Source organism: Streptomyces sp. NPDC092296, assembly GCF_044755465.1.
Classification (GTDB): Bacteria; Actinomycetota; Actinomycetes; order Streptomycetales; family Streptomycetaceae; genus Peterkaempfera.
This window is the reverse complement of record NZ_JBIVRB010000005.1, coordinates 265,236-284,997: the sequence shown is the minus strand read 5'-3', so window position 1 is coordinate 284,997 and position 19,762 is coordinate 265,236. Positions and strand designations below refer to the sequence as shown.

At 73.2% G+C, this 19,762-nt stretch carries 19 protein-coding genes, 1 other RNA gene and 1 pseudogene; 9 read left to right on the top strand and 12 right to left on the bottom strand.

Annotated elements, in window-relative coordinates; genetic code table 11:
• Positions 1-170: 170 nt before the first annotated feature.
• Positions 171-1,475: a class I SAM-dependent methyltransferase gene (locus ACIQGZ_RS16220; protein ID WP_402602319.1), complete on the top strand. Its 1,305-nt coding sequence runs from the start codon at positions 171-173 to the stop codon at positions 1,473-1,475.
• A gap of 36 nt (positions 1,476-1,511) precedes the next feature.
• On the opposite strand, the gene ACIQGZ_RS16215 is transcribed toward ACIQGZ_RS16220, so the two are convergent.
• From ACIQGZ_RS16215 to ACIQGZ_RS16200, 4 genes are all read right to left on the bottom strand, one after another.
• Positions 1,512-2,276, bottom strand: a complete 765-nt coding sequence (locus ACIQGZ_RS16215) for an anti-sigma factor domain-containing protein (RefSeq protein WP_402602318.1) — start codon at positions 2,274-2,276, stop codon at positions 1,512-1,514.
• Positions 2,273-2,824, bottom strand: a complete 552-nt coding sequence (locus ACIQGZ_RS16210; RefSeq protein WP_402602387.1) for a sigma-70 family RNA polymerase sigma factor — start codon at positions 2,822-2,824, stop codon at positions 2,273-2,275. Before ACIQGZ_RS16210 ends, ACIQGZ_RS16215 begins: the two co-directional genes overlap by 4 nt.
• Before the next feature lie 373 nt (positions 2,825-3,197).
• On the bottom strand, positions 3,198-3,785 hold the full coding sequence (locus ACIQGZ_RS16205) for a hypothetical protein (RefSeq protein ID WP_402602317.1): 588 nt from the start codon (positions 3,783-3,785) through the stop codon (positions 3,198-3,200).
• A 159-nt stretch (positions 3,786-3,944) separates the two neighbouring features.
• Positions 3,945-5,273, bottom strand: a complete 1,329-nt coding sequence (locus tag ACIQGZ_RS16200; protein ID WP_402602315.1) for a PP2C family protein-serine/threonine phosphatase — start codon at positions 5,271-5,273, stop codon at positions 3,945-3,947.
• 102 nt (positions 5,274-5,375) lie between these two features.
• On the opposite strand from ACIQGZ_RS16200, the gene ACIQGZ_RS16195 reads away from it, so the two are divergent.
• Entirely contained in the window at positions 5,376-5,873 is a 498-nt protein-coding gene (locus ACIQGZ_RS16195; RefSeq protein WP_402602314.1) for a MarR family winged helix-turn-helix transcriptional regulator, read from the top strand.
• A 532-nt stretch (positions 5,874-6,405) separates the two neighbouring features.
• On the opposite strand, the gene ACIQGZ_RS16190 is transcribed toward ACIQGZ_RS16195, so the two are convergent.
• The gene (locus ACIQGZ_RS16190) at positions 6,406-7,209 is read right to left on the bottom strand and encodes an N-acetylmuramoyl-L-alanine amidase (protein ID WP_402602313.1); all 804 of its coding nucleotides are present in this window, start codon (positions 7,207-7,209) and stop codon (positions 6,406-6,408) included.
• 759 nt (positions 7,210-7,968) lie between these two features.
• On the opposite strand from ACIQGZ_RS16190, the gene ACIQGZ_RS16185 reads away from it, so the two are divergent.
• Positions 7,969-9,348, top strand: coding sequence for a glutamate decarboxylase (locus ACIQGZ_RS16185; protein WP_402602312.1), 1,380 nt, complete (start codon positions 7,969-7,971; stop codon positions 9,346-9,348).
• Between the two features lie 78 nt (positions 9,349-9,426).
• Positions 9,427-10,518, top strand: coding sequence for a DUF4037 domain-containing protein (locus ACIQGZ_RS16180; RefSeq protein ID WP_402602310.1), 1,092 nt, complete (start codon positions 9,427-9,429; stop codon positions 10,516-10,518).
• Between the two features lie 17 nt (positions 10,519-10,535).
• Here the strand turns inward: ACIQGZ_RS16180 and ACIQGZ_RS16175 are convergent, their stop codons facing one another.
• Positions 10,536-10,922, bottom strand: coding sequence for a VOC family protein (locus tag ACIQGZ_RS16175; protein WP_402602309.1), 387 nt, complete (start codon positions 10,920-10,922; stop codon positions 10,536-10,538).
• 147 nt (positions 10,923-11,069) lie between these two features.
• On the opposite strand from ACIQGZ_RS16175, the gene ACIQGZ_RS16170 reads away from it, so the two are divergent.
• Together ACIQGZ_RS16170 and ACIQGZ_RS16165 are read left to right on the top strand one after the other, a co-directional pair.
• Positions 11,070-11,882 (top strand): GNAT family N-acetyltransferase, encoded by an 813-nt coding sequence (locus ACIQGZ_RS16170; RefSeq protein WP_402602307.1) that lies wholly within the window; start codon positions 11,070-11,072, stop codon positions 11,880-11,882.
• 187 nt (positions 11,883-12,069) lie between these two features.
• Positions 12,070-12,498: a protein-tyrosine phosphatase family protein gene (locus tag ACIQGZ_RS16165; protein ID WP_402602306.1), complete on the top strand. Its 429-nt coding sequence runs from the start codon at positions 12,070-12,072 to the stop codon at positions 12,496-12,498.
• Positions 12,499-13,006: 508 nt separating this feature from the next.
• On the opposite strand, the gene ACIQGZ_RS16160 is transcribed toward ACIQGZ_RS16165, so the two are convergent.
• A complete protein-coding gene (locus ACIQGZ_RS16160; protein WP_402602305.1) occupies positions 13,007-13,732 on the bottom strand; it encodes a hypothetical protein in 726 nt (241 codons plus the stop codon).
• A gap of 199 nt (positions 13,733-13,931) precedes the next feature.
• Positions 13,932-14,487, bottom strand: a pseudogene (locus ACIQGZ_RS16155) (hypothetical protein).
• 100 nt (positions 14,488-14,587) lie between these two features.
• Here ACIQGZ_RS16155 and ACIQGZ_RS16150 point away from each other — a divergent pair.
• Positions 14,588-15,049 carry a nuclear transport factor 2 family protein gene (locus ACIQGZ_RS16150; protein WP_402602303.1) on the top strand — a complete coding sequence of 154 codons (462 nt, stop codon included), beginning with the start codon at positions 14,588-14,590 and terminating at the stop codon, positions 15,047-15,049.
• Between the two features lie 156 nt (positions 15,050-15,205).
• On the opposite strand, the gene rnpB is transcribed toward ACIQGZ_RS16150, so the two are convergent.
• Together rnpB and ACIQGZ_RS16140 are read right to left on the bottom strand one after the other, a co-directional pair.
• An RNA gene (gene rnpB / locus ACIQGZ_RS16145) (RNase P RNA component class A) lies at positions 15,206-15,604 on the bottom strand.
• 121 nt (positions 15,605-15,725) lie between these two features.
• The gene (locus ACIQGZ_RS16140; protein WP_402602302.1) at positions 15,726-16,730 is read right to left on the bottom strand and encodes a hypothetical protein; all 1,005 of its coding nucleotides are present in this window, start codon (positions 16,728-16,730) and stop codon (positions 15,726-15,728) included.
• Between the two features lie 357 nt (positions 16,731-17,087).
• On the opposite strand from ACIQGZ_RS16140, the gene ACIQGZ_RS16135 reads away from it, so the two are divergent.
• Entirely contained in the window at positions 17,088-17,222 is a 135-nt protein-coding gene (locus tag ACIQGZ_RS16135; RefSeq protein WP_402602300.1) for a hypothetical protein, read from the top strand.
• Between the two features lie 86 nt (positions 17,223-17,308).
• Positions 17,309-17,740, top strand: a complete 432-nt coding sequence (locus ACIQGZ_RS16130) for an ATP-binding protein (protein ID WP_402602298.1) — start codon at positions 17,309-17,311, stop codon at positions 17,738-17,740.
• Positions 17,741-17,840: 100 nt separating this feature from the next.
• Here the strand turns inward: ACIQGZ_RS16130 and ACIQGZ_RS16125 are convergent, their stop codons facing one another.
• Positions 17,841-18,293, bottom strand: a complete 453-nt coding sequence (locus ACIQGZ_RS16125; protein WP_402602385.1) for a MarR family winged helix-turn-helix transcriptional regulator — start codon at positions 18,291-18,293, stop codon at positions 17,841-17,843.
• Entirely contained in the window at positions 18,293-19,735 is a 1,443-nt protein-coding gene (locus ACIQGZ_RS16120; RefSeq protein ID WP_402602297.1) for an MFS transporter, read from the bottom strand. Before ACIQGZ_RS16120 ends, ACIQGZ_RS16125 begins: the two co-directional genes overlap by 1 nt.
• Positions 19,736-19,762 lie beyond the last annotated feature (27 nt).

Sequence of the window (19,762 nt, the reverse complement as noted above, 5' to 3'; positions counted from 1 at the left end):
CCCGAGCCGTACCGCCATCGCCATGACCGGCCGTCATCCCTCGCTCGACGGGCGGGCCTTCGGGCGGGTCCGGCCGCACGGCGGGGATCGGCCGGCCGGCGCGGTGCATGGCCTTGCCAGGGACGGGGGCAGGGTCGAACCTGACCGTGCATCCGGAGGAGAGGAGACCCGTGACTCACTCGATCGAAGGACAGCCGACCGATGCGGCGGTGGACGGCGGACCCGGCGGCGGGAGCCCGGAGGCGCCCGAGCCGATCGACGCCGAGCGGTGGCCGGATGTGGCGCGGGTGCCGCGCTCGCGGGTGCGGGCCCGGGTGGCGGCGGCGCTGCTCACCCGGGTGGCGCGCCGCTCCGGGCTCGGCGTACGGCTGCCGCAGGACCCGCCGCCGGACCCGGGGCTGCCGGTGCTGCGGCTGAACCGGCCGGAGGCGTTCCACCGCCGGGTGGGCACCGGCGGCCTGATCGGCTTCGGGGAGGCGTACCAGGCCGGGGACTGGGACGCCGAGGACCTGGCCGGGGTGCTCACCGTACTGGCCCGGTCGCCGCAGACGCTGGTGCCGCCGGGCCTCCAGTGGCTGCGCCGCTTCTACGTGGCCGCGCAGCCGGTGGCCGAGCGCAACACGCCGGACGGGGCCAGGCGCAACATCCAGCGGCACTACGACCTGTCCAACGACCTGTTCGCGCTCTTCCTGGACCCGTCGATGACGTACTCCTCGGCCGTGTTCGAGGAGGACGGCGGGGTGCCGGTGGCACGTTGGGAACTGCTGGAGGCCGCCCAGCACCGCAAGATCGACCGGCTGCTCGACCTGGCCGGGGTCGGGGAGGGGACCCGGGTGCTGGAGATCGGCTCCGGCTGGGGCGAGTTGGCGCTGCGCGCCGCCCGGCGCGGGGCCACCGTGGTCACGCTGACCCTCTCCGCCGAGCAGCGGGAGCTGACCCGGGCCAAGCTGGCGCGGGCGGGGGTGGCGGACCGGGTGGAGGTGCGGCTCCAGGACTACCGCGCGGTGGGGGGCGAGTACGACGCGGTGCTGAGCGTGGAAATGATCGAGGCCGTCGGGGAGCGGTACTGGCCCGCGTACTTCGGCACCATCGACCGGGTGCTGGCGCCGGGCGGCCGGGCGGCCCTCCAGGCGATCACCATGGCGCACGACCGGCTGCTGGCCACCCGGCACACCTACACCTGGATGCACAAGTACGTCTTCCCCGGCGGGCTCATACCGTCGGTGGCGGCGGTGGAGCAGGTGACGGCGGCGCACACCCGGCTGCGGGTGCTGCGCCGGGACGGCTTCGGGCCGCACTACGCCGAGACGCTCCGGCTGTGGCGGGAGCGGTTCGACGCCCGGCGGGCGGAGGTGGCGGCGCTGGGCTTCGACGGTGTGTTCCGCCGGATGTGGGAGCTGTACCTCGCGTACTCGGAGGCCGGATTCCGTACCGGATACCTGGACGTGCAGCAGCTGCTGCTGGCCAGGGCCTGAGCCCAGGGACCGACCCGCCACCCGCCCGGCGCCCGGTCAGCGGAGGGCCAGCAGCAGCACCGGGGAGCCGGTCGGGTGCGGGGAGCCGCCCGCCGGTTCGACGGTGACGCCGACGCCGACCGCGCCGTGCAGCGGGCCCGCCAGCAGCCGGGTGGTACCGCCGGGCGGCAGCAGTCCGGCGGGCCGCATGGTGCCGGAGTCGTCGTACCAGAGCTGGTACGCCTGGCCGGCCGGCAGCGGGCGCAGGCCGCTGGCCAGGAAGGCGGCCCGGTCGGCGGCGGCGGACCAGACGACGGCGGCGGTGGCGCCGCCGGACCGGGTGGTGGCGGTGCGGGCGTCCGGTGCGGTCAGCAGCCGGGCCAGGTCCTGCTGCTCCTGCCGTGCCTCGGCGGTGGTCCGGCGGGCCCGGTCGTCGTCCCGGTGGAACTGCCAGGCGGCGGCGCCCAGGGCGACCGCTCCGGCCAGGCAGGCCGCCAGGGCGAGGCGCGGCCGGAGCCGGGCCGGCCGGTGCGGCGCGGGCGGCGGCGGCGCGGCCGGGCCGGCGGGGTCGCCCGGGGCGAGCCGCGGCGGCAGCTGCCGTACGGTGGCGATCTCGGCCAGCACCCGCCGCTTGAGCTCCGGCGGCGGGGAGACGGCCTCGGGGGCGGCGAGCCGGGCGGCGGCGGCCTGGAGTTCGCGTACTTCCTGGCCGCAGGCGGCGCAGTCGGCCAGGTGCTCCTCGAAGCGGCCCCGCTCCTCGGCGGTGAGGGCGTGCACGGCGTACGCGCCGGTGAGGGTGTGCAGGTCGGGCGCGGTCTTCACGCGGTCACCCCCAGGCAGTCGCGGAGTCGGATCAGGCCGTCGCGCAGCCGGGTCTTGACGGTGCCGAGCGGCACGCCGAGCAGTTCCGCGACCTCGCGGTAGGTGCAGCCCCGGTAGTAGGCGAGGTTGACCGACTCGCGCTGGAGCTGGGTGAGCGTACGCAGGCAGCGGCGCACCTGCTCGCGCTCCAACCGGGTCTCCACCTGCTCGGCGACCTCGTCGAACGCCGGTCCCACGCCGATCGAGGCGGCCCGCCGGTCGCGGTCGGCGGACGCCTGCGCGCTGCGGACCCGGTCCACCGCGCGGCGGTGGGCGAGGGTCATCACCCAGGCCATCACGCTGCCCCGGCCGCTGTCGTAGCGGGCGGCGCACCGCCAGACCTCGACCATCACCTCCTGGGCCACCTCCTCGGACTGGGCCGGGTCGCGCAGCACCCGGCGCACCAGCCCGAGGACGGACCCGGCGACGGCGTCGTAGAGGCGTTCGTACGCCTGCTGGTCGCCCCGGGAGACCTTGCCCAGCAGCTCTTCGAGGGCGGGTTCGCGCATGCCGGGGCCGGCCAGGTGCACCACTTCGCTCACTGCCCCGCCTCCCGCCGGGCCGCGCCCTGGCGCGCGCTGGGGCCGGGGTGGGCGGGGGGCGCTTGGGGCGCGGGGGATGCTGGGGGCGCGGGGGATGCTGAGGGGGCGTACGGTCGCGGTGGCGCGCCGGCGCTCGACGGGGCGGGCTGTGGGCGGCGTGGCGGCATGCGGTCCCTCCGGGGACTGTCGGGCCGGGACCGGGCGGGTCCGGGCGGGTGCGACGACCGGGGCGGCCGTGCCGTCCCTGCCTTGTTCGTGGCCGGTCGGTCGGCGGATTGGTGGTCGTCCGCACCGCCTGCCGCGCGCCTTTCGCTCCCGCGCCGCCGCCCCCGCCGACGCGTCAGCCGCCCGAGCTGAGCTGGCTCAGCGAGGGCACCTTGTTGGTGACGTCGGCGCCCGCCGCCTTGCCCGCCTGCTTGAAGCTGTCGATGACGCCCTGGAACTGGTTGGCGCCGCCCTCGGCGTTGTCGCCGCTGCGGATGCTGGTCGCGGTCTGCTTGAGCTTCTCGACCCCGGCCGTCAGCGGGGCCACCGCCTTGGAGAGCGTCGGGTCGCCCTGGGCGTCCTTGATCGCCGCCTTGAGCCGGTTGTAGGTGAACGCACCGGCCAGCGCGCCCTTGACCAGTGCCATCTTGCGGCCGTCGGCGCCCTTCTTGAACTTGCCCGCCTTGTACGGCTTGTACAGCCACTGGTAGGTGGCCCCGGCGGCGAGACCGGCGTTGGCGACGAACTTGGTCTTGGCGAGCTTGACCTTCTCCTGGGTGCTGCTCGGTGAGGGCGAGCCGGCGGCGGTACCGCCGGTGGCGGCAGCGCTGCCACCGCCGCCGGCGTTGGACGAGTCGGAGCCGGAGCAGCCGGACACCAGGAGCAGCGCCGCGAGCAGCGGAGCGGCGACCAGGGTCGGGACGCGGTGGCGGTATGCGGGCACGATGGGTCCTCCGTCAGCTGGCCGGCGCGGGCTGCCACCGGCGGGTGCATGGCTCGGACCCCAATCTGGCACCGGGTGCCGACCCCCGCGACGCGTTCGCGTCCTTTGGGTGAAAGGCGTCCCCCGGCCGGCCGAGACCGCTGCGGGCGGGCGGGCCGCTCACCTGCCGCGCCAGTCCACGACCACCACCACCGCGTCGTCGGCGGGCCCCCGGCCGGAATCCGACGCCTCGTGCTCGCCCACCTGTCGGATGATCAGCCGGGCGGCCTCGGCGGGCGGTGCCATCCGGCTGCCGCTGATGGCGTTCAGCAGCATCCGGTCACCGAACAGCTCCCCGCGCGGGGAGCGCGCGCCGTGCACGCCGTCGCTCACCACCACCAGCCGGTCGCCGGGGCGTACCGGCAGCTCCTGGGAGACGTAGTGCGTCTCCTCGAACATGCCGAGCGGCAACTGCGCGTCCAGCTCCAGGACGTCCACCCGGCCGTCGCGCAGCCGCAGCACCTTGGGCGACCCCGCGTCCACCGCGCTGACCCGGCCGGTCTCCAGGTCGAAGTGGAGCAGCAGCGTGGAGACATGGCTCTTGCCGCCGTACATGCCGTAGATCGCCTGGTCGGCCAGGCTCGCCTGATGGGCGATCGGGATGCGCTCGCCCAGGCGGCGGGCGTTGCGCAGCGCGCCGACGGCGAGCCCGGTGAGGGCGGCGGCCCGGGTGCCCCGGTCCATGCCGTTGGTCACCGAGACGGTCAGCTGGTCGGCCTCGGCCGTCCAGTCGTAGTGGTCGCCGTGGACGGCGTAGGCGGGCTCCAGGTGTGCTCCGAGGCTGTACTCGGGGCGTTCGCAGGAGCGGCCGGGCAGCAGTTGCCACTGCATCTCGGCGGCCAGGGTGAGCCGCCGGGGGCGGCGGGCGCGCAGATAGAGGTCGGTCTCCCGGTCCGCGACCACCAGGGCGTGGCCCAGGGCGCCCGCGACCTCGGCCAGCTCGGCCAGCTCGGTGGGGCCGGGCGGCTGCGGCAGCCGTACTTCGAGCACGCCCTGCCGGTCGCCCCGGACGGTGACCGGCAGCAGCAGGGTGTGCCCGGTGGCCTCCGGCCGCTGGGCGGCGAAGACCCGGCCCGCCGGGGTGCCGTTGACCGGCTCCGGCGGGGCGCCGCCGTCCTCCGGCCCGCCTTGGCCGTCCTGGCCGTCCTGGCCGTCCTGGCCGTGCTGGCCGTGCTGGCCGTGCTGGCCCTGCTGCCCGGCCGGGTCCGGGGCCGGGTCGCCGGTGCCGGGGAGGCCCGGGGCGTCCGGTCCGTCCGCTGCTCCGCCGCGCGGCGGGACGGCGATCCGTACCGGGCAGAGCAGTGACATGCTGTAGTCGATCAGCAGCAGTCTGCTGCCCACCGCCCGGAAGTGCTCGGAGAGCACCCGGTCGAGGACGGTCACCAACGCGTCCGGTACGGCGCCCTGGAGGGCCCGGCGGGCGGCGCAGACCCGGTCGTCGGCGGTCATCGGGCGTGCCCCTGCCAGGCGGTCCGGCCTGCGGCGGCGGCAGCACCGGCGCGCGGGTGAGGCACACTGTTGTGGAAAGCTGGGAGTTGGGAGGGTTGCCGCATGACGTACCACCGCCCCCGCTCCCGCACCGCCCACCTGACGTCCCCCGACGATGTCGCCACCGCGATGCTGTACGCCGTCGAGTCACTGGTGGTGCTGTGGGGCAGGGCGCACGAGGCGCTGGGCACCACGGTGTCCACGTCCCAGATGCGTGCCCTGATCACCATCGACCGGCACCGGGGAATCCATCTGCGCCGGCTGGCCGAGGAGCTGGGCACCGCCGCGTCGGTGACCAGCAGGCTCTGCGACCGGTTGCAGGCGGCCGGGCTGATCGACCGGGACACCGGCGAGTCGGACCGGCGGCAGGTGATCCTGCACCTGACCGGCGAGGGGGTCGAACTGCTCGCCGAGCTGCGTGAGCTGCGGCGCAAGGACCTGCGGGCCACACTGGCCGACATGCCGCCCTCCGCCCGCGCCTCGCTGCTGGTGGGCCTGGAGGAGTTCCACCGCGCGGCGGAGCCGGACGGCGCGGCGGTCGAGGACCGCGAACTCGCCTGAGCGCACTTCTGCGGCGCGCGGTGCCCTTCGCGCGCCGGGAGGCGGGGAGCCCGCTGGAGGGCCCCGTGCCGCCTCGCTTCCTGACCACCTGTGACCATGATCGAAGGTTATAGTTTACCTAGGGCAACGGTCCAAGCGGGGTTCAGGGCGCAACGCTGGTTCATACGCGGCTCATTCATTGCCCTATGGCATATGTCGACGCCCGACAGACCGATCGGCCCGCCAGTGCGGTGCGGTCGGGGGCCCGCAACGGGCCCCCGTACCCATGATGCGCGCCGCCCTCCGCTGCCGCGCCGCACCGCGACTCGTTCGCCCCGACTGCGGAGCGGCCCCCGGCGCGGCGGCGGCGAGGGCGGCGTGGTCGTGGTGGTCGGCGGGAGGCCACGATCCGCCCGTCGCACACCCGGGGCACCCGCACATCGGCCACTCGGGACTCCCGGCCGCCGCCCACGGCCCGGCCCAGGTACGCTCCTGCGGCCGCCGGGCAGCCGCTGAAGGCAGCCGGCCTCGGCCCCGGGCTCAGGCGGCCGGCTCAGGCGGTGACGGAGAAGTCGTGGGCGCCGCCCAGCTTGGTGAGGCTCTTGCGGCCGGGGATGCCGTCCGCGTCGGCCCCGCTGTACCCGTAGCGGCGCTGGAGGGCCGCGTACGCCGTGATGGTCTTCGTACCGAAGCTGCCGTCCACCCACTGGGCGGCGAGCAGCCCCTCGGCCTGGAGCGCCTTCTCCACCACCAGCACCTCGTCCCGGTAGGTGGTGTGCCCCTGCGCGGCCTTCGGGTCCGCCTTCGCCGCCGCGACGACGTGGGCCAGGCTCACCGTGGCGCCGCCGCCGTCCTTGCCGCCGCCCAGGATCTCCTTGGCCCGGGAGATGATGGCCGCCCGCTGGGCCTTCCGCAGGTCACCCGGGCAGTCGGGGTGGTTGCCCCAGGCCGCGCCGCCCGCCCCGTGGTAGGTGAACCCGTGTGCGGTGGTCGAGTCGACCACCGCCAGCGGCCAGCCGAACTCCGAGTGCCCCCAGGCGTAGATCTGCGCCACCGCCTCCACCTGGTCGCTGGTGAGCGCGGTGTCCGGGTGGCCCTCGGTCTCCACCGAGGCGTAGTACGGGTTGCCCGCGCCCTGCGCCCAGGCGTAGTCCACGCCGGTGTCGCAGTACTGGTCGATGCTCCCGTCCCGCTGCACCCAGAAGTCGCTGCTCGCCTGCGAGGACGGGTTGTTGAACCAGGCGTACGGGTTGCCGGTGTCGTCCTGGACGTGCAGCACCAGGCCGCGGCGCTCCAGGACGCCGTCCTTGTGGACGTTGACGACGGGGCGGTACTGCGCTCCGGGCATGCGGGCCATGTCGAAGTCCCTTCGCGATGCGCTCGACGGGAGCACCGGGTTCAGCGCCCGCCACACTGTGAACCTTCCCCGTAGTCAGGCATCGGGACCAGCGCGCGGATGCGTCCACCTGCGCATGGATCAGCCGCGCGCCCCCTGCCAGGGCCGCACGCCCCCCGGCAGGCGGATTCCCGCCCGGTCCGACCGGCCGAGCGAGCGGGATTCGACTCCTGCTGACGTCGCGTCAGGCACGCCCACCCGACCTGCGCCGCCGGGCCGCCACCACCGGCACGACGGCGCCGCCGACGGTGATCGGCGGCAGGCCGCTGCCGCCGGGGGCCGCGCTCTCCGGCATGGCGGGCGCACCGCCGGAGGGCGGGTCCGACGGCATGTCGGACGGGACGCCGGAGGGGCCCACGGACCACCAGGGCCGCCCGGCCGGGCAGCGCGCCGACCTCGGCGGCGGTCAGTTTCATTGCCGCCACCGAACCCGCCACGGAAGTCGGCGCCGCCGCCGAGCACGAACTCGCCGTACCGGCCGGCCACCCCGAACGCGTCGGCGTTTCCACGGACGGAGTAACTGGTCGAGACCGATGTCGGCCTTGCCCATGGGTGCGCCGGAGTTCCGTTCCGCGTCGCGGTGGCGGCACCCGCCGACACGCACCACACTGGCGTTCGATGGGCGGTGCGCCCTGACCGGCAGCGGCCGGGCCGGGCAGGCGCGGCCCGTACGCGGCACGCCCGTACCGATCCGCCCGCCGTCCAGTCGAGGAGGCACCCATGGCCCTGCACCAAGTGGACCGGAGCCGCCGGGCCAATTCGCTTGACGTGTACGCGACTCCACTGAGCGAGGGCACCCTGCCCCGGCGCCGCCTCGCGGACGGCCCCACCGACCCGTACATCGTCTACCAGCTGATCCACGACGAACTGGACCTGGACGGCAACGCGGCGCAGAACCTGGCGACCTTCTGCACCACCTGGAGCGAGCCCCACGTCCACCGCCTGATGGACGAGAACCTCGTCAAGAACATGATCGACAAGGATGAGTACCCGCAGACGGCCGAGATCGAGTCGCGGTGCGTCCACATCCTCGCCGACCTGTGGAACGCCCCGGACAGCGCCACCGCCGTCGGCTGCTCCACCACCGGCTCCAGCGAGGCGGCGATGCTCGGCGGCCTGGCCATGAAGTGGCGGTGGCGCAAGCGCCGGGAGGCCGCCGGGCAGCCCGCCGACCGGCCGAACCTGGTCTGCGGGCCGGTGCAGGTGTGCTGGGAGAAGTTCGCCCGCTACTTCGACGTCGAGCTGCGCCAGGTGCCGCTGCGGCCAGGCGCGACCGGCCTACGCCCCGAACAGCTGCGCGAGCACGTGGACGAGAACACCATCGGCGTGGTCGCCATCCTCGGCGTCACCTTCACCTGCGACTACGAGCCGGTCAAGGAGCTGGCCGCCGAGCTGGACGCCATCGAGCGGGACACCGGCCTCGACATACCGCTGCACGTGGACGCCGCCAGCGGCGGGTTCATCGCGCCGTTCGTCCAGCCGGAGCTGGAGTGGGACTTCCGGCTGCCCCGGGTCAAGTCGATCAACACCTCCGGGCACAAGTACGGCATGGCGCCGCTGGGCATCGGCTGGGCGATCTGGCGGGAGGCCGCCGACCTGCCCGAGGAGCTGGTCTTCGACGTGGACTACCTGGGCGGCCGGATGCCGACCTTCGCGCTGAACTTCTCCCGGCCGGGCGGCGAGGTCATCGCCCAGTACTTCCTGCTGCTGCGGCTGGGCCGCGCGGGCTACCGCCGGGTCCAGCAGTACTGCCTGGACACCGCCGCCCGGCTGGCCGACGAGATCGCCGAGCTGGGCCCGTTCACCCTGCTGTACGACGGCCGGGGCGCGCTGCCCGCCGTCTCCTACACGCTGAAGGACCCCGACGGCTCCCCCTTCGACCTGTACCGGCTCTCCGACGACCTCCGGATGCGCGGCTGGCAGGTGCCGTCCTACCCGCTGCCGCCGGACCGGCAGCAGACGGTCATCCAGCGGGTGCTGATCAGGCACGGCATCAGCGGCGACAAGATGGCCCTCTTCATCCAGGACCTGCGCCGCTCACTGTCCGAGCTGACCGGCCACGCCCGACCGGAGAACGCCAAGGTCGCCTTCCACCACTGACCCGCCCCGGCAGGCGGGCGGGCCGGGGGCCGGCAAAACCGGTCGCGGACCGCCCGCCGATCCGGCAGCCTCTGCGGCATGACGCCGCCGCCCTTCCTCCCCGGCCTGGAACTCTGCCGCCGCTTCCACACCGAGGCGGTGCGCCCGCTGCTGGACGAGGCCCTGCCCGGCGTCGCGTACTCCGCCGCCCGGCTGGGCGGCGGCTCGGAAGTCCTCGGCTTCGACACCGCCCGCTCCGCCGACCACGAGTGGGGCCCGCGGCTGACCCTCTTCCTGCACCCGCCGGACGCCGCCCGGTACGGCGAACGGATCACCGACCTGCTCTCCCGGCGGCTGCCGAAGACCTTCCACGGCTACCCCACCCACTTCGCCGCCGGGGAGAACGAGCAGGTCCGGGTGATGCGGGCCACCGACGGGCCCGTACACCACCGGGTCGAGGTCACCGACCCGCACTCCTGGTTCACCGCCCAGCTGGGCTTCGACCCCGGCGACGGCGTCACCACGACGGACTGGCTGGCCACCCCCACCCAGCGGCTGGCCGAGGTCACCGCCGGCGCCGTCTTCCACGACGGCCTCGGCCGGCTCGCCCCGGCGCGGGCCGCCCTCGCCTGGTACCCGCACGACCTCTGGCTGCACCTGCTGGCCTGCCAGTGGCAGCGGATCTCCCAGGAGGAGGCGTTCGTCGGCCGCTGCGGCGAGGTGGGCGACGAACTCGGCTCCGCCGTGGTGGCCGCCCGGCTGGTCCGCGAGCTGATGCGGCTCTGCCTGCTGATGGCCCGCCGCTACCCGCCGTACGGCAAATGGCTCGGCAGCGCCTTCGCCCGCACCCCCGACGGACCCGGGCTCACCCCCGTCCTCACCGCCGCGCTCGCCGCCACCGACTGGCGCACCCGGGAGCGGTGGCTGTGCCGCGCGTACGAGACCGTCGCCGCCGCGCACCACCGGCTGGCCCTCACCGACCCGGTCGACCCGGCCACCCGGCCGTACCACGACCGCCCGTTCCAGGTGCTGCGCGCCGAACGGTTCACGGCCGCCCTCACCGCCCGGGTCACCAACCCCGCCGTACGGGCCCTGCCGCTCACCGGCGCCATCGACCAGTTCGCGGACAGCACCGACCTGCTCACCCACCCCACCCCCACCCGCGCCGCCCTCACCGCCACCCTGCGCTGACGCCGAGGGGCGCCCGGCTACTGCGGGTGACTGCCGTACGGACGGGTGATGACCTCCATGGCGTGACCGGACGGGTCCAGGAAGTACAGCCCGCGCCCGCCGTAGCGGTGGTTGATCTCGCCCGGCTGCGCCCGGTGCGGATCGGCGTAGTAGGTGATCCCGGCCCGCTCGATCCGGTCGAACACCGCGTCGAACTCCCCGTCCGTGACGAGGAAGGCGTAGTGCTCCGAGCTGACCGGCCCGTCGGCGGTGGCGAAGTCCAGGGTGACCCCGTTGCCGGTGGCCACCGGTAGGAACGGGCCCCACTCGGCACCGACCTCCAGGCCGAGGATGCGGGCCAGGAACTCGGCGGACTCCCGCTTGTCCCGGGAATGGACGATGGTGTGATTCAGGTCGACAGACACAGTGGAACACCTCCACAGGCGTCGCACGGGCACCTCCACGCCTCACCAGGCCGGTGACCGACGCGCGATGCCGTACCTTCGAGCGTAGTCCGGGCTGCCGGGAGAAATTCGGTTGTCGTACCGGCAGACCGGTGCTGAGCTGGGCCGATGGATCAGAGAGCGGTGCTGGCGGAGTACGACCAGCGGATGCGCAAGGGCGCGGTGGCCGACGGGCCGGGGGCGCGCGTCGAGCGGCTGGGCGGCGTGGTGCGGCAGATCGGGACGGAGCAGGGGTGGAGCGGCGTCCTCTGGTCGGGCCTGGACTGGGACACGGCGGACGGGGACACGGCGAACGGGGACACGGCGGACGCGGCCATCGCGGAGCAGATCCGGTACTTCACCTCACTCGGCCGGGAGTTCGAATGGAAGCTGTACTCCCACGACCGGCCGACCGACCTCGGCGAGCGGCTGCGGGCGGCCGGCTTCACCTCGGAACCGGCCGAGACACTGATGGTCGCCCAGGTCAGCGAGTTGCCCACCGACGCCGAGCTGCCCGACGGCCTCCGACTGCGGCCGGTGGTCGACGCGGCCGGGGTGGACCTGGTGGCGGACGTGCACGAGCAGGTGTTCGGCGGGGGCCGCCCCCAGCTCAGGCAGCGGCTGCTCACCCAGCTGACCGACGCACCGGACATGGTGGCCGTGGTCGTCGTCATGGCCGGTGAGCTGCCGGTGTGCGCGGCGCGGCTGGAGCTCTACCCGGGCACCGGCTTCGCCGGCCTCTGGGGCGGCGGCACCCTCCCCGACTGGCGCGGCCGGGGCATCTACCGGGCCCTGGTCGCACACCGCGCCAAGCTCGCGGCCGAGCGCGGCTACCGCTACCTCCAGGTCGACGCCTCCGACCAGAGCAGCCCCATCCTGCGCCGACTGGGCTTCCTCCCGCTGAGCACCACCACCCCCTACCTCTACCGCCCCCACACCTGACCCGGCCCCCAGCCACGCTCGGCAGCACCCCGGATCACCACGCCTCGGCACGCCGGCAAGCGCGGCGGCCCGGGGCCGCCCCCCCGGAACGTGACGGGAGCCCGGCAACACCCGGCCCGGCCCGCCCGACGGCGGATCACTCCGGGTGCGGTCAAGGTACTCGCGTACCCGGCTACGCTCTCGGACTGTGACCGCCGCCTGGGAGCCCACCGCAGCCGGGGTGCTGCGGCTGCCCTCGGGGCGGCTGGTGCGCGGCCGGGGGCTCAGACGTCCACTGCCGGCGGGGCCGCTACCCGACTTCGCGCTGTATCTGCTGAGCCGCGAACCGCCGCCCGTCCCCTGGGAAGCGCGCTGGCTCCGCTGGCCGGACTTCCGACTGCCGGCCGACCGCACCGCCGCCGACGAGGCACTGCGCGAGGCATGGAAACGCACCGCCACCCAACGCGTCGAGATCGCCTGCAACGGCGGCCGGGGCCGAACCGGCACCGCACTGGCCTGCCTCGCCGTACTGGACGGAGTACCCGCCACCGAAGCCGTCGCCTACGTCCGCCGCCACTACACCCCACACGCGGCGGAGACCCCCTGGCAGCGCCGCTACGTCACCCGCTTCCGGTAACCGCAGCCAGCGCGAAGCTCGTCCGGGCGCGTGTTGCGTGCCGACGGCCGGGGCGCCGACCCAGGCCCGGTGGCTTTGCAGCAGTGTTACCGAGAACAGGTGCTCCCATGAGTGATCGCACACGATCAATGCGCGCCGTGGAGGCGACTCCCCGGGACCGCACCGCCGACAATCCCCCCAACCGGCATCACCCGTGACACTCAGTCGCGCCCCACGTACATCCTCGCCAGCCGATTTCGATTAGTGCTGCGGCACCACCGGAGCGTGATCAGCCGAGCGGGTCCTACCGCAGCATGGGGGACCACCTCTTCCTTCTCTCGGGCCACCACCTATCGCACCTTGCACCGCTCGGAGATACACGGCCTGGCCCACCCGAAGAACGCATCCACGAACCCGGGCAGGCAGAGCTCCCGCCAGCTCCCGGGACGGAGAGGCAGAGAACGCCCCTGGCGATCCATGCGCGCCAACGAGCGTTCCCCCTGAGCGGCAGGCCGCCTCGACTCAAATCTCAGAGGTTCCGCTCGAGCACGGGGTTCCAGGCAAACCAGTCCAGTGCCTCAGCTCCCAGGTCGTACGGGGCATTCAGGAGTGCTCGCTCCACTTCGGGCAGGTCGTCATGGACGATGGCCGGGGCCCGTCCCAGCAGATCAGAAAAGTCGATCTGATAGTCAGTCTTGAGGCGCTCGACGAATTCGGGGTCCTGTCCGCGAAGGCGGCCCATGGCAGCACACACGCGCAGCTCCCACGCGGGCATCCCGAAATGGTCGCTAGCTCCGAAGCCACGCAACGCGGCCAGGAGCAGAAACTCCTCACGTTCGAAAGTCTTCTGCAAATACCTCAAGTAATCAATGCACTTCTTGGCGTGCTTTTTGATCTCGCCAAGCGCACCGTACCCGAACTGCGTCAACGTGCCAGACGTGCCAGGCCAGATGAATTCTCGGTCGAGGATGCGCTTCTCAAACCGCAGCAGCGCGTACTGTTCGGTGCTGTTCACTGCTTCGAGTGCCTGGTGGTAGACCCAAGTGTTGCGCGCGAACATGACACCGTCATGGAGCTTGTTGCGCCGCCCCCTCACCCCCGCATGAGCGTCTTCGATGGGTCCGTTGCGCCAGACGAACTCGGTGATGCCGACTGCCGCGGCGTTGGCCAGATTTCCAGCCTCAGCGGTCACGCCCAAGAGGCTCAGATGCTCCCGCGCGTGCGTGATCGCAGCGGCGTAGTCGAACTCGTCCACCCAACTCCCCTATCCGGTCCGGCGACATGAACCACCGCCTCTGCTCCATCATCTCGCCGATGTGGAGCATGGAAGCGCAGGCGGTCGGCCCCGCCAGTCAGCGGTGCTGTCACGCCTCACGAGGCTACGTGAAGCCTCTGACAGTTACGGATGATCTCGTGATGAGACCCGTCCTACTAGACGAATGCGTCCGATATGATCAGTGGTCAAGGGCGACCAACGAGCGGGTGACTGGTGCGCCGGTCTTGTGTGCCAGATGCCGACGGCCATCGCCAGGACGCGCTGGGCGACCCGGATTGCGACGCCCTCGAAGGTCCGTCCGCCGTGTTGTTCCAGGTCAAGCTGCTCTTTGAGGGTGTCGTTGACCGACTCGATCAGCTGGCGGGCCTTGTTGAGCATCGGCTCGCCGTAACGCTTCTTCTCGCGCTTGCGCGAGGGTCGAAGCAGCTCGATGCCGAGCTCGGCGAGGTCTCGCTCGAATGTCTTCGTTTGACCAGCGGCAGTGCGGCCCGCAGGCGCTTGTTGTAGCCGGATTGCTGGGGGGGGAGGTACGGGAAGGGGTCAGACAGGCGCTTACGGGCGAAGCGCAGTCACCGCGCCTCGGAGTGGTAGCCGAGTAGGGCCTGGGCCACCGCCAGGCAGACGAGTTCGGAGTCACTGAGCTGGGGCGGTCGCCCCAGCCACCGCGTTCCTCCGATCTCGTCTTCGATCTTCACGTAGAGTGCGGTCAAGAGGGTCTCCAAGTCGGGCGTCACAACCGGACCTTGGGGGCCCTCGCCGCATCCCACGCCTGAAGTCTCGGCCTGTCGCTCAAGAGGGCTCAGCCGCGCGTTGACCGAACGGAGCCCAAGCGCCATGCCGGACACAACCTCCGCCAGCCCCGGCCCTCGTGAGGTCTTGGCCCGCTACCAGCGGGCGATGCTCGACAAGTCCGCGGACGACCTGGCCGATCTGTACGCGGTCGACGCCGTCCACGAGTCCCCTTTCCTTTTCCCTGGCATGCCCGCGTGTTACCAGGGCCGCGAAGAGGTCCGCTCTGGCTACCGAGCGGCCTGGGGCACAAGCCCGGCGCAACCGCAGGAGATCCGCGAAGTCGGCGTGCACGAGAGCATCGACTCTGAGGTGATCACCGTCGAGCAGGTCGTCACCGGGATCGTGACCACAACCGGCGAGTCCTTCAGCTTTCCCAGCCTCCTGGTGATCCGGGTCCGCAACGGCCGGATCGTGCATGTCCGCGACTACGTGGACGGGCTCGGTGTGGCCCACGCCATGGGCCGACTGGCCGCCGTGGTCGCCGGCCTCAGCGACCGCCAGTGAAGCCCCGACTCCGGACTCATTCGTCCAGGGCCGGCGCTTCGGGGACCGTCCGTTTCGACCTCGCCGTCCAGGTGGGCCAGGTAGCCGTCACACCAGCCCCGGGGCCCTGCTCGGACGTTGCGGGGAGGGCCCCGGGCTGGTCGGGGGCTCAGGCGGCGGACGAGTCGGCCTGTACGCCGGGTTCTGTCTCCCGGGGGCCTTGCGGCGCCCGGGGAGGCGGCCATCCATCTAGGGCTGCCGTTGCCGACAGCCTCGTGCGGTCTACCCGCGGACTCGGGCGGGCCGCCCTCGATCATCCGCGCAGGGTGCCCGGAGGCACCCCCTCTTGACCTTGCTCCGGGTGGGGTTTACCGAGCCGTCCGGGTCACCCCGGACGCTGGTGGTCTCTTACACCACCGTTTCACCCTTACCGTGGGCCGAAGCCCCCGGCGGTCTGCTTTCTGTGGCACTGTCCCGCGGGTCACCCCGGGTGGGCGTTACCCACCACCCTGCCCTGTGGAGCCCGGACGTTCCTCGGCGGGCCCGAAGACCCGTCGCGACCGCCCGGCCGGCTCGTCCGCCGTGTGGACCATGGTAGCCGCTCGGCCGGGGCCGATGCGCCGGGCGGCTGACCGGACGGTCGGAGGGGCACGGCGCGCCGGTGCGCCGTGCCCCTCCGACCGGTTGCCCGGCCGGGTTACTCCTCGTCGCCTTCGGCGGCCATGCTGACGATGGCGTCGATGGCCTCCGGGGTGACCGGCACGGCGCCCTCGGGGGCCTGGACCGCGTCCGCCGACCGGTCGAAGGAGAGCGTGATCGGCAGGTGGGCGCTGCCCTGCTTCTCCTCGAACTGGGCGAGGTCGACGGTGATCGAGGCCAGCGCGCCGTCCTTGATCCGCAGGTCGGCCGAGAGCGTACGGTCCGGGGTGTCGCTCGGGGCGCTGCTGGGCAGCTTGCCCGCCAGTCCGGGGATGTCCTTGGCCACCGGCCGCAGCGCCTTCAGCAGGTCGTCCGCCATGGTGCGGGCCGGGGCGGAGACGACGATGAGGTCGGCGCCGTCCTGCTGGCCCTTGTCGTCGAAGGTGACATTGCGGGAGAAGACGCCGCTGATCGCGCTGAGCAGCTTGTTGCCGGTGGCGGCGTTCAGCGAGGGCTCGGCGCTCGGCAGGATGTCGGCGCCGCCCTGCTCCTTGACGGTGTCGGTGAGCTTCCGTACCGCCTTGTTGTCGATCGACACCCACTTGCCGTCCAGCGCCGCCTTGAGCACAGCCAGCTCCGGAGGCAGCTGGCCGCTCATCTCGTGCAGCTGCTCGAAGGTGGCACTGTCCCCGACCAGGTCGCCCACCACGTCCAGGTCCACCTGGGCGTAGGCGGTGCCCGCGACCTGGCGCAGCTCCAGGGCCTTGCGGCCGTCGCCGCCGTTCAGGCTGACGGCGAAGTCGATGCCCTTGTCCGCCTGGAGCGCCTCGAGGTCGGCGGTCGAGCCGAGGGACTTGAGCGTCTCGACGTCCTTGAGCGGCTTGTCCGCACTCACCGCGACGGAGATCTTCAGGCCCGCCAGCTTCTTGGCGTCGGCCCGCTCGATCGTCTCACCGCTGTCCGTCTCCTGGTCGAAGGCGATGATCTGGTCGGCGTCCGCGTCCACCGTCAGCCGGGTGGTCAGTGCCCGGCCCTCGGTCAGCTTCTGGATCGCGCCCTGCACCTTCTGTGCGGCGGTCAGCTGCTGTACGGTTCCGCAGGCGGCTGTTCCGGCAGCGATCAGGGCGGCGCAGCCGACGGTGGCGATCGAGGTGCGTACGGTCGTGCGTATGGCGGTGATGATCCGTCATCTCCTTGTGAGGCGGCAGAACCGGGTCGGTCAGGACGCCGCGACTACGGGACAGTTGCAAAGACAACCACACGGCCGTCACCACGGCATCGCAATTTGCGCCGACGGCGGTCCGCAGCGGCCCGGTCCGGGGCCGCCGAACCAAGGCCCCCGGGGCAACGGCGGTCGCCCCGGGACGGCCGGCGGTGTCGCGGCTGTGCGACCGCGAAGACTACCGGTATCCCCGCAACCGTGCTTCGGCGGGCCACCTGGTGGAAGGCGGCGCCCACGGCCGGGGGCGCGGCCACCGGGCCGGTGGCCGCCGCCGTACGGTCGGCGGCGGCCGGGTCGGCGCCGGTGATCGCACCGGCCGGCCGGCTGGACTGAACCCGTGGTGGCGGGGGTATGCGGTCCAGTGGCCCGCCCCGGTCAGAGCGGGTGGGAACGCAGACCGCAGGAAGGCAGGTGTCCCGGTGCCTCAGACCCTGCCGCCGGAGGAACAGCACCAGGGCGCGCTCCGCTGGCGGGCCGGCTACGACGGCCGGCCCGGTACCAGCGCGGCGGCCAGGCGCTTCACCGCCGGATTCCTGGAGCACGTGCGGAGCGCCGCCGGGGCCGAGGTCACGGCCGGCACGGTGGAGACCGTGCAGCTGGTGGTGAGCGAGCTGGTGGCCAATGTGAGCAAGTACGCACCCGGGCCCTGCCGGCTCGATCTGACGATCACCGGGGACTGCGTGGAGGTCGCCGTCTGGGACACCGAACCGGCGCTGCCCCGGCCGCGCAGCCATGACGCGCTGCGGATCGGCCAGCACGGTCTGGAGATCGTCTTCGCGGTCAGCCGGCACGTCCGGATCGTGCCGGGCGTCGGCGGCAAGGGCGTGCACGCCCGGATCGCCCTGGGGTGACGCGGGCGCCGGCCGACCGCTGCCCCCGGTCCCGGTGGGCGCCTGCCGAACGGCCGGGAAGCCGGTGAAGCGGCGGCCAGGCGGTCAGGTGGCCAGCCGGTCAGCCGTGCGCGAGCAGCTTGCCGACGATCCGGTCCAGGGCGGCCGCCTCCTCGGCGTCCAGCGCCAGCAGCGCGGCCGGGGGCTCGCCCAGGATGCGCTCCGCCTCGGTCGCCGCCGCCCGGCCGGGCCCGGTGACGGTGACGATCTTGGCGCGCCGGTCGTCCGGGTGCGGGCTGCGCTCGACCAGTCCGCGCCGGGCGAGGTCGTCGACGATCACGGTGGCGTACGGGGCGTCGACGGCCAGCTCGGCGGCCAGGGCTCGCAGCGTCATCGGCCGGGCGGCCAGGCGGCGCAGCGCCTTGATCCGGGCGAAGCTCATGCCCAGCGCGTCCATCACGTCCTTGCGGCGGTCGTGCTGCTCCAGCACCAGGGCGCGCAGGTTCTGCCAGACCCGGACCGCAGTCGCGGTCTGGGAGTGCTCGGCGCCGGCGGCGCGGTCGTCGGTGTACATCACGTGCGGACCGGCGCCTTCCGGAGGTCGGGGTTGAGCCGGGTCGCCACCTCTGCGGCGGTCTGCCCCGCCCAGCGGGTGGTGCAGATGATACCGAGCAGCAGTACCACGACGCCGCAGCCCGCGACGATCCACCAGGCGGCGTGGCTGGCCGCCGGGAAGCCGGTGGCGAACGGCCCGGCGACGGCGGAGACCGCCACCGTGCCGATGACGGCGACGCCGAGCGACTGGCCGAGCTGGCGGCTGGTGGAGGCCACCGCTGCGGCGACCCCGGCCCGGTCGCGCGGCATGCCGGAGACGGCGGCGTTGGTGATGGGGGCGTTGACCATGCCGAAGCCGAGCCCGAACAGGGCGTACGCGGTGAGCAGCAGCGCCGCCGAGGAGTGGGCGGTGAGCGTGCTGAGCAGCAGGCCGCTGACCGTCATCGCCGCTCCGGCGAGCAGCAGCGGCAGCCGGGGGCCGCGCCGGCCGACGATGCGGCCGGACAGCGGGGCGCAGACCAGGGTGAGGGCGGCCATCGGCAGCGTCCACAGGCCGGCCGTCACCGGGTCGTACCCCCGGACCTCCTGGAGGTAGAGGGTGTTGAGGAAGAGGAATCCGCCGAGCGCGGCGAAGGCGCAGACGGCGGTGACGGTGGCCCCGGCGAACGGGACGCTGCGGAAGAAGCGCAGGTCGATCAGGGGTTCCGTACGGCGCCGCTCCCAGAGCAGGAAGCCGGCCAGCGAGGCGACGGCGACACAGCCGAGGGTGAGGATGGCGGGCGAGGTCCAGCCGCGCCCCGGGCCCTCGATGACGGTGTAGGTGAGGGAGCCGAGCAGCGCAATGACCAGCAGCTGGCCGACCGGGTCGAGGCGGCGGGCGTGCGGGGCGCGGGACTCGGGGACGTACACGGCGGTGAGGGCCAGGGCGGCCAGTCCGACGGGGACGTTCATCCAGAAGATGGAGCGCCAGCCGGCCGTGTCGACCAGCAGGCCGCCGAGGACCGGTCCCAGGGCCATGCTGATGCCGATCACGCCGCCCCAGACGCCGATGGCCTGGGCGCGTTCGCGGGGGTCGGTGAAGGTGTTGGTGATGATCGACATGGCGACCGGGTTGAGCATGGAGCCGCCGACGGCCTGGAGGGCGCGGAAGGCGATCAGCCAGCCGAGACCGGGGGCGAGGCTGCACAGCAGTGATCCGAGGACGAAGAGCAGCAGTCCGGTCTGGAAGGTGCGGCGGCGGCCGATGCGGTCGGCGGTGGAGCCGGAGAGCATCAGCAGCGCGGCCAGCACCAGGGTGTAGGCGTCGATCACCCACTGGAGGCCGGACGGTTGGGCCCGCAGATCGGTGCGGATGGCCGGCAGCGCTATGTTGACCACCGTGTTGTCCAACCCGACGATGAAAAGGCTGAGGCAGCAGATCGCCAGGATGAGCACGCGCCGCCGACGGCTGAGCTCTGGCACGGAGAGCACCTCGATAGTTGTGGACGC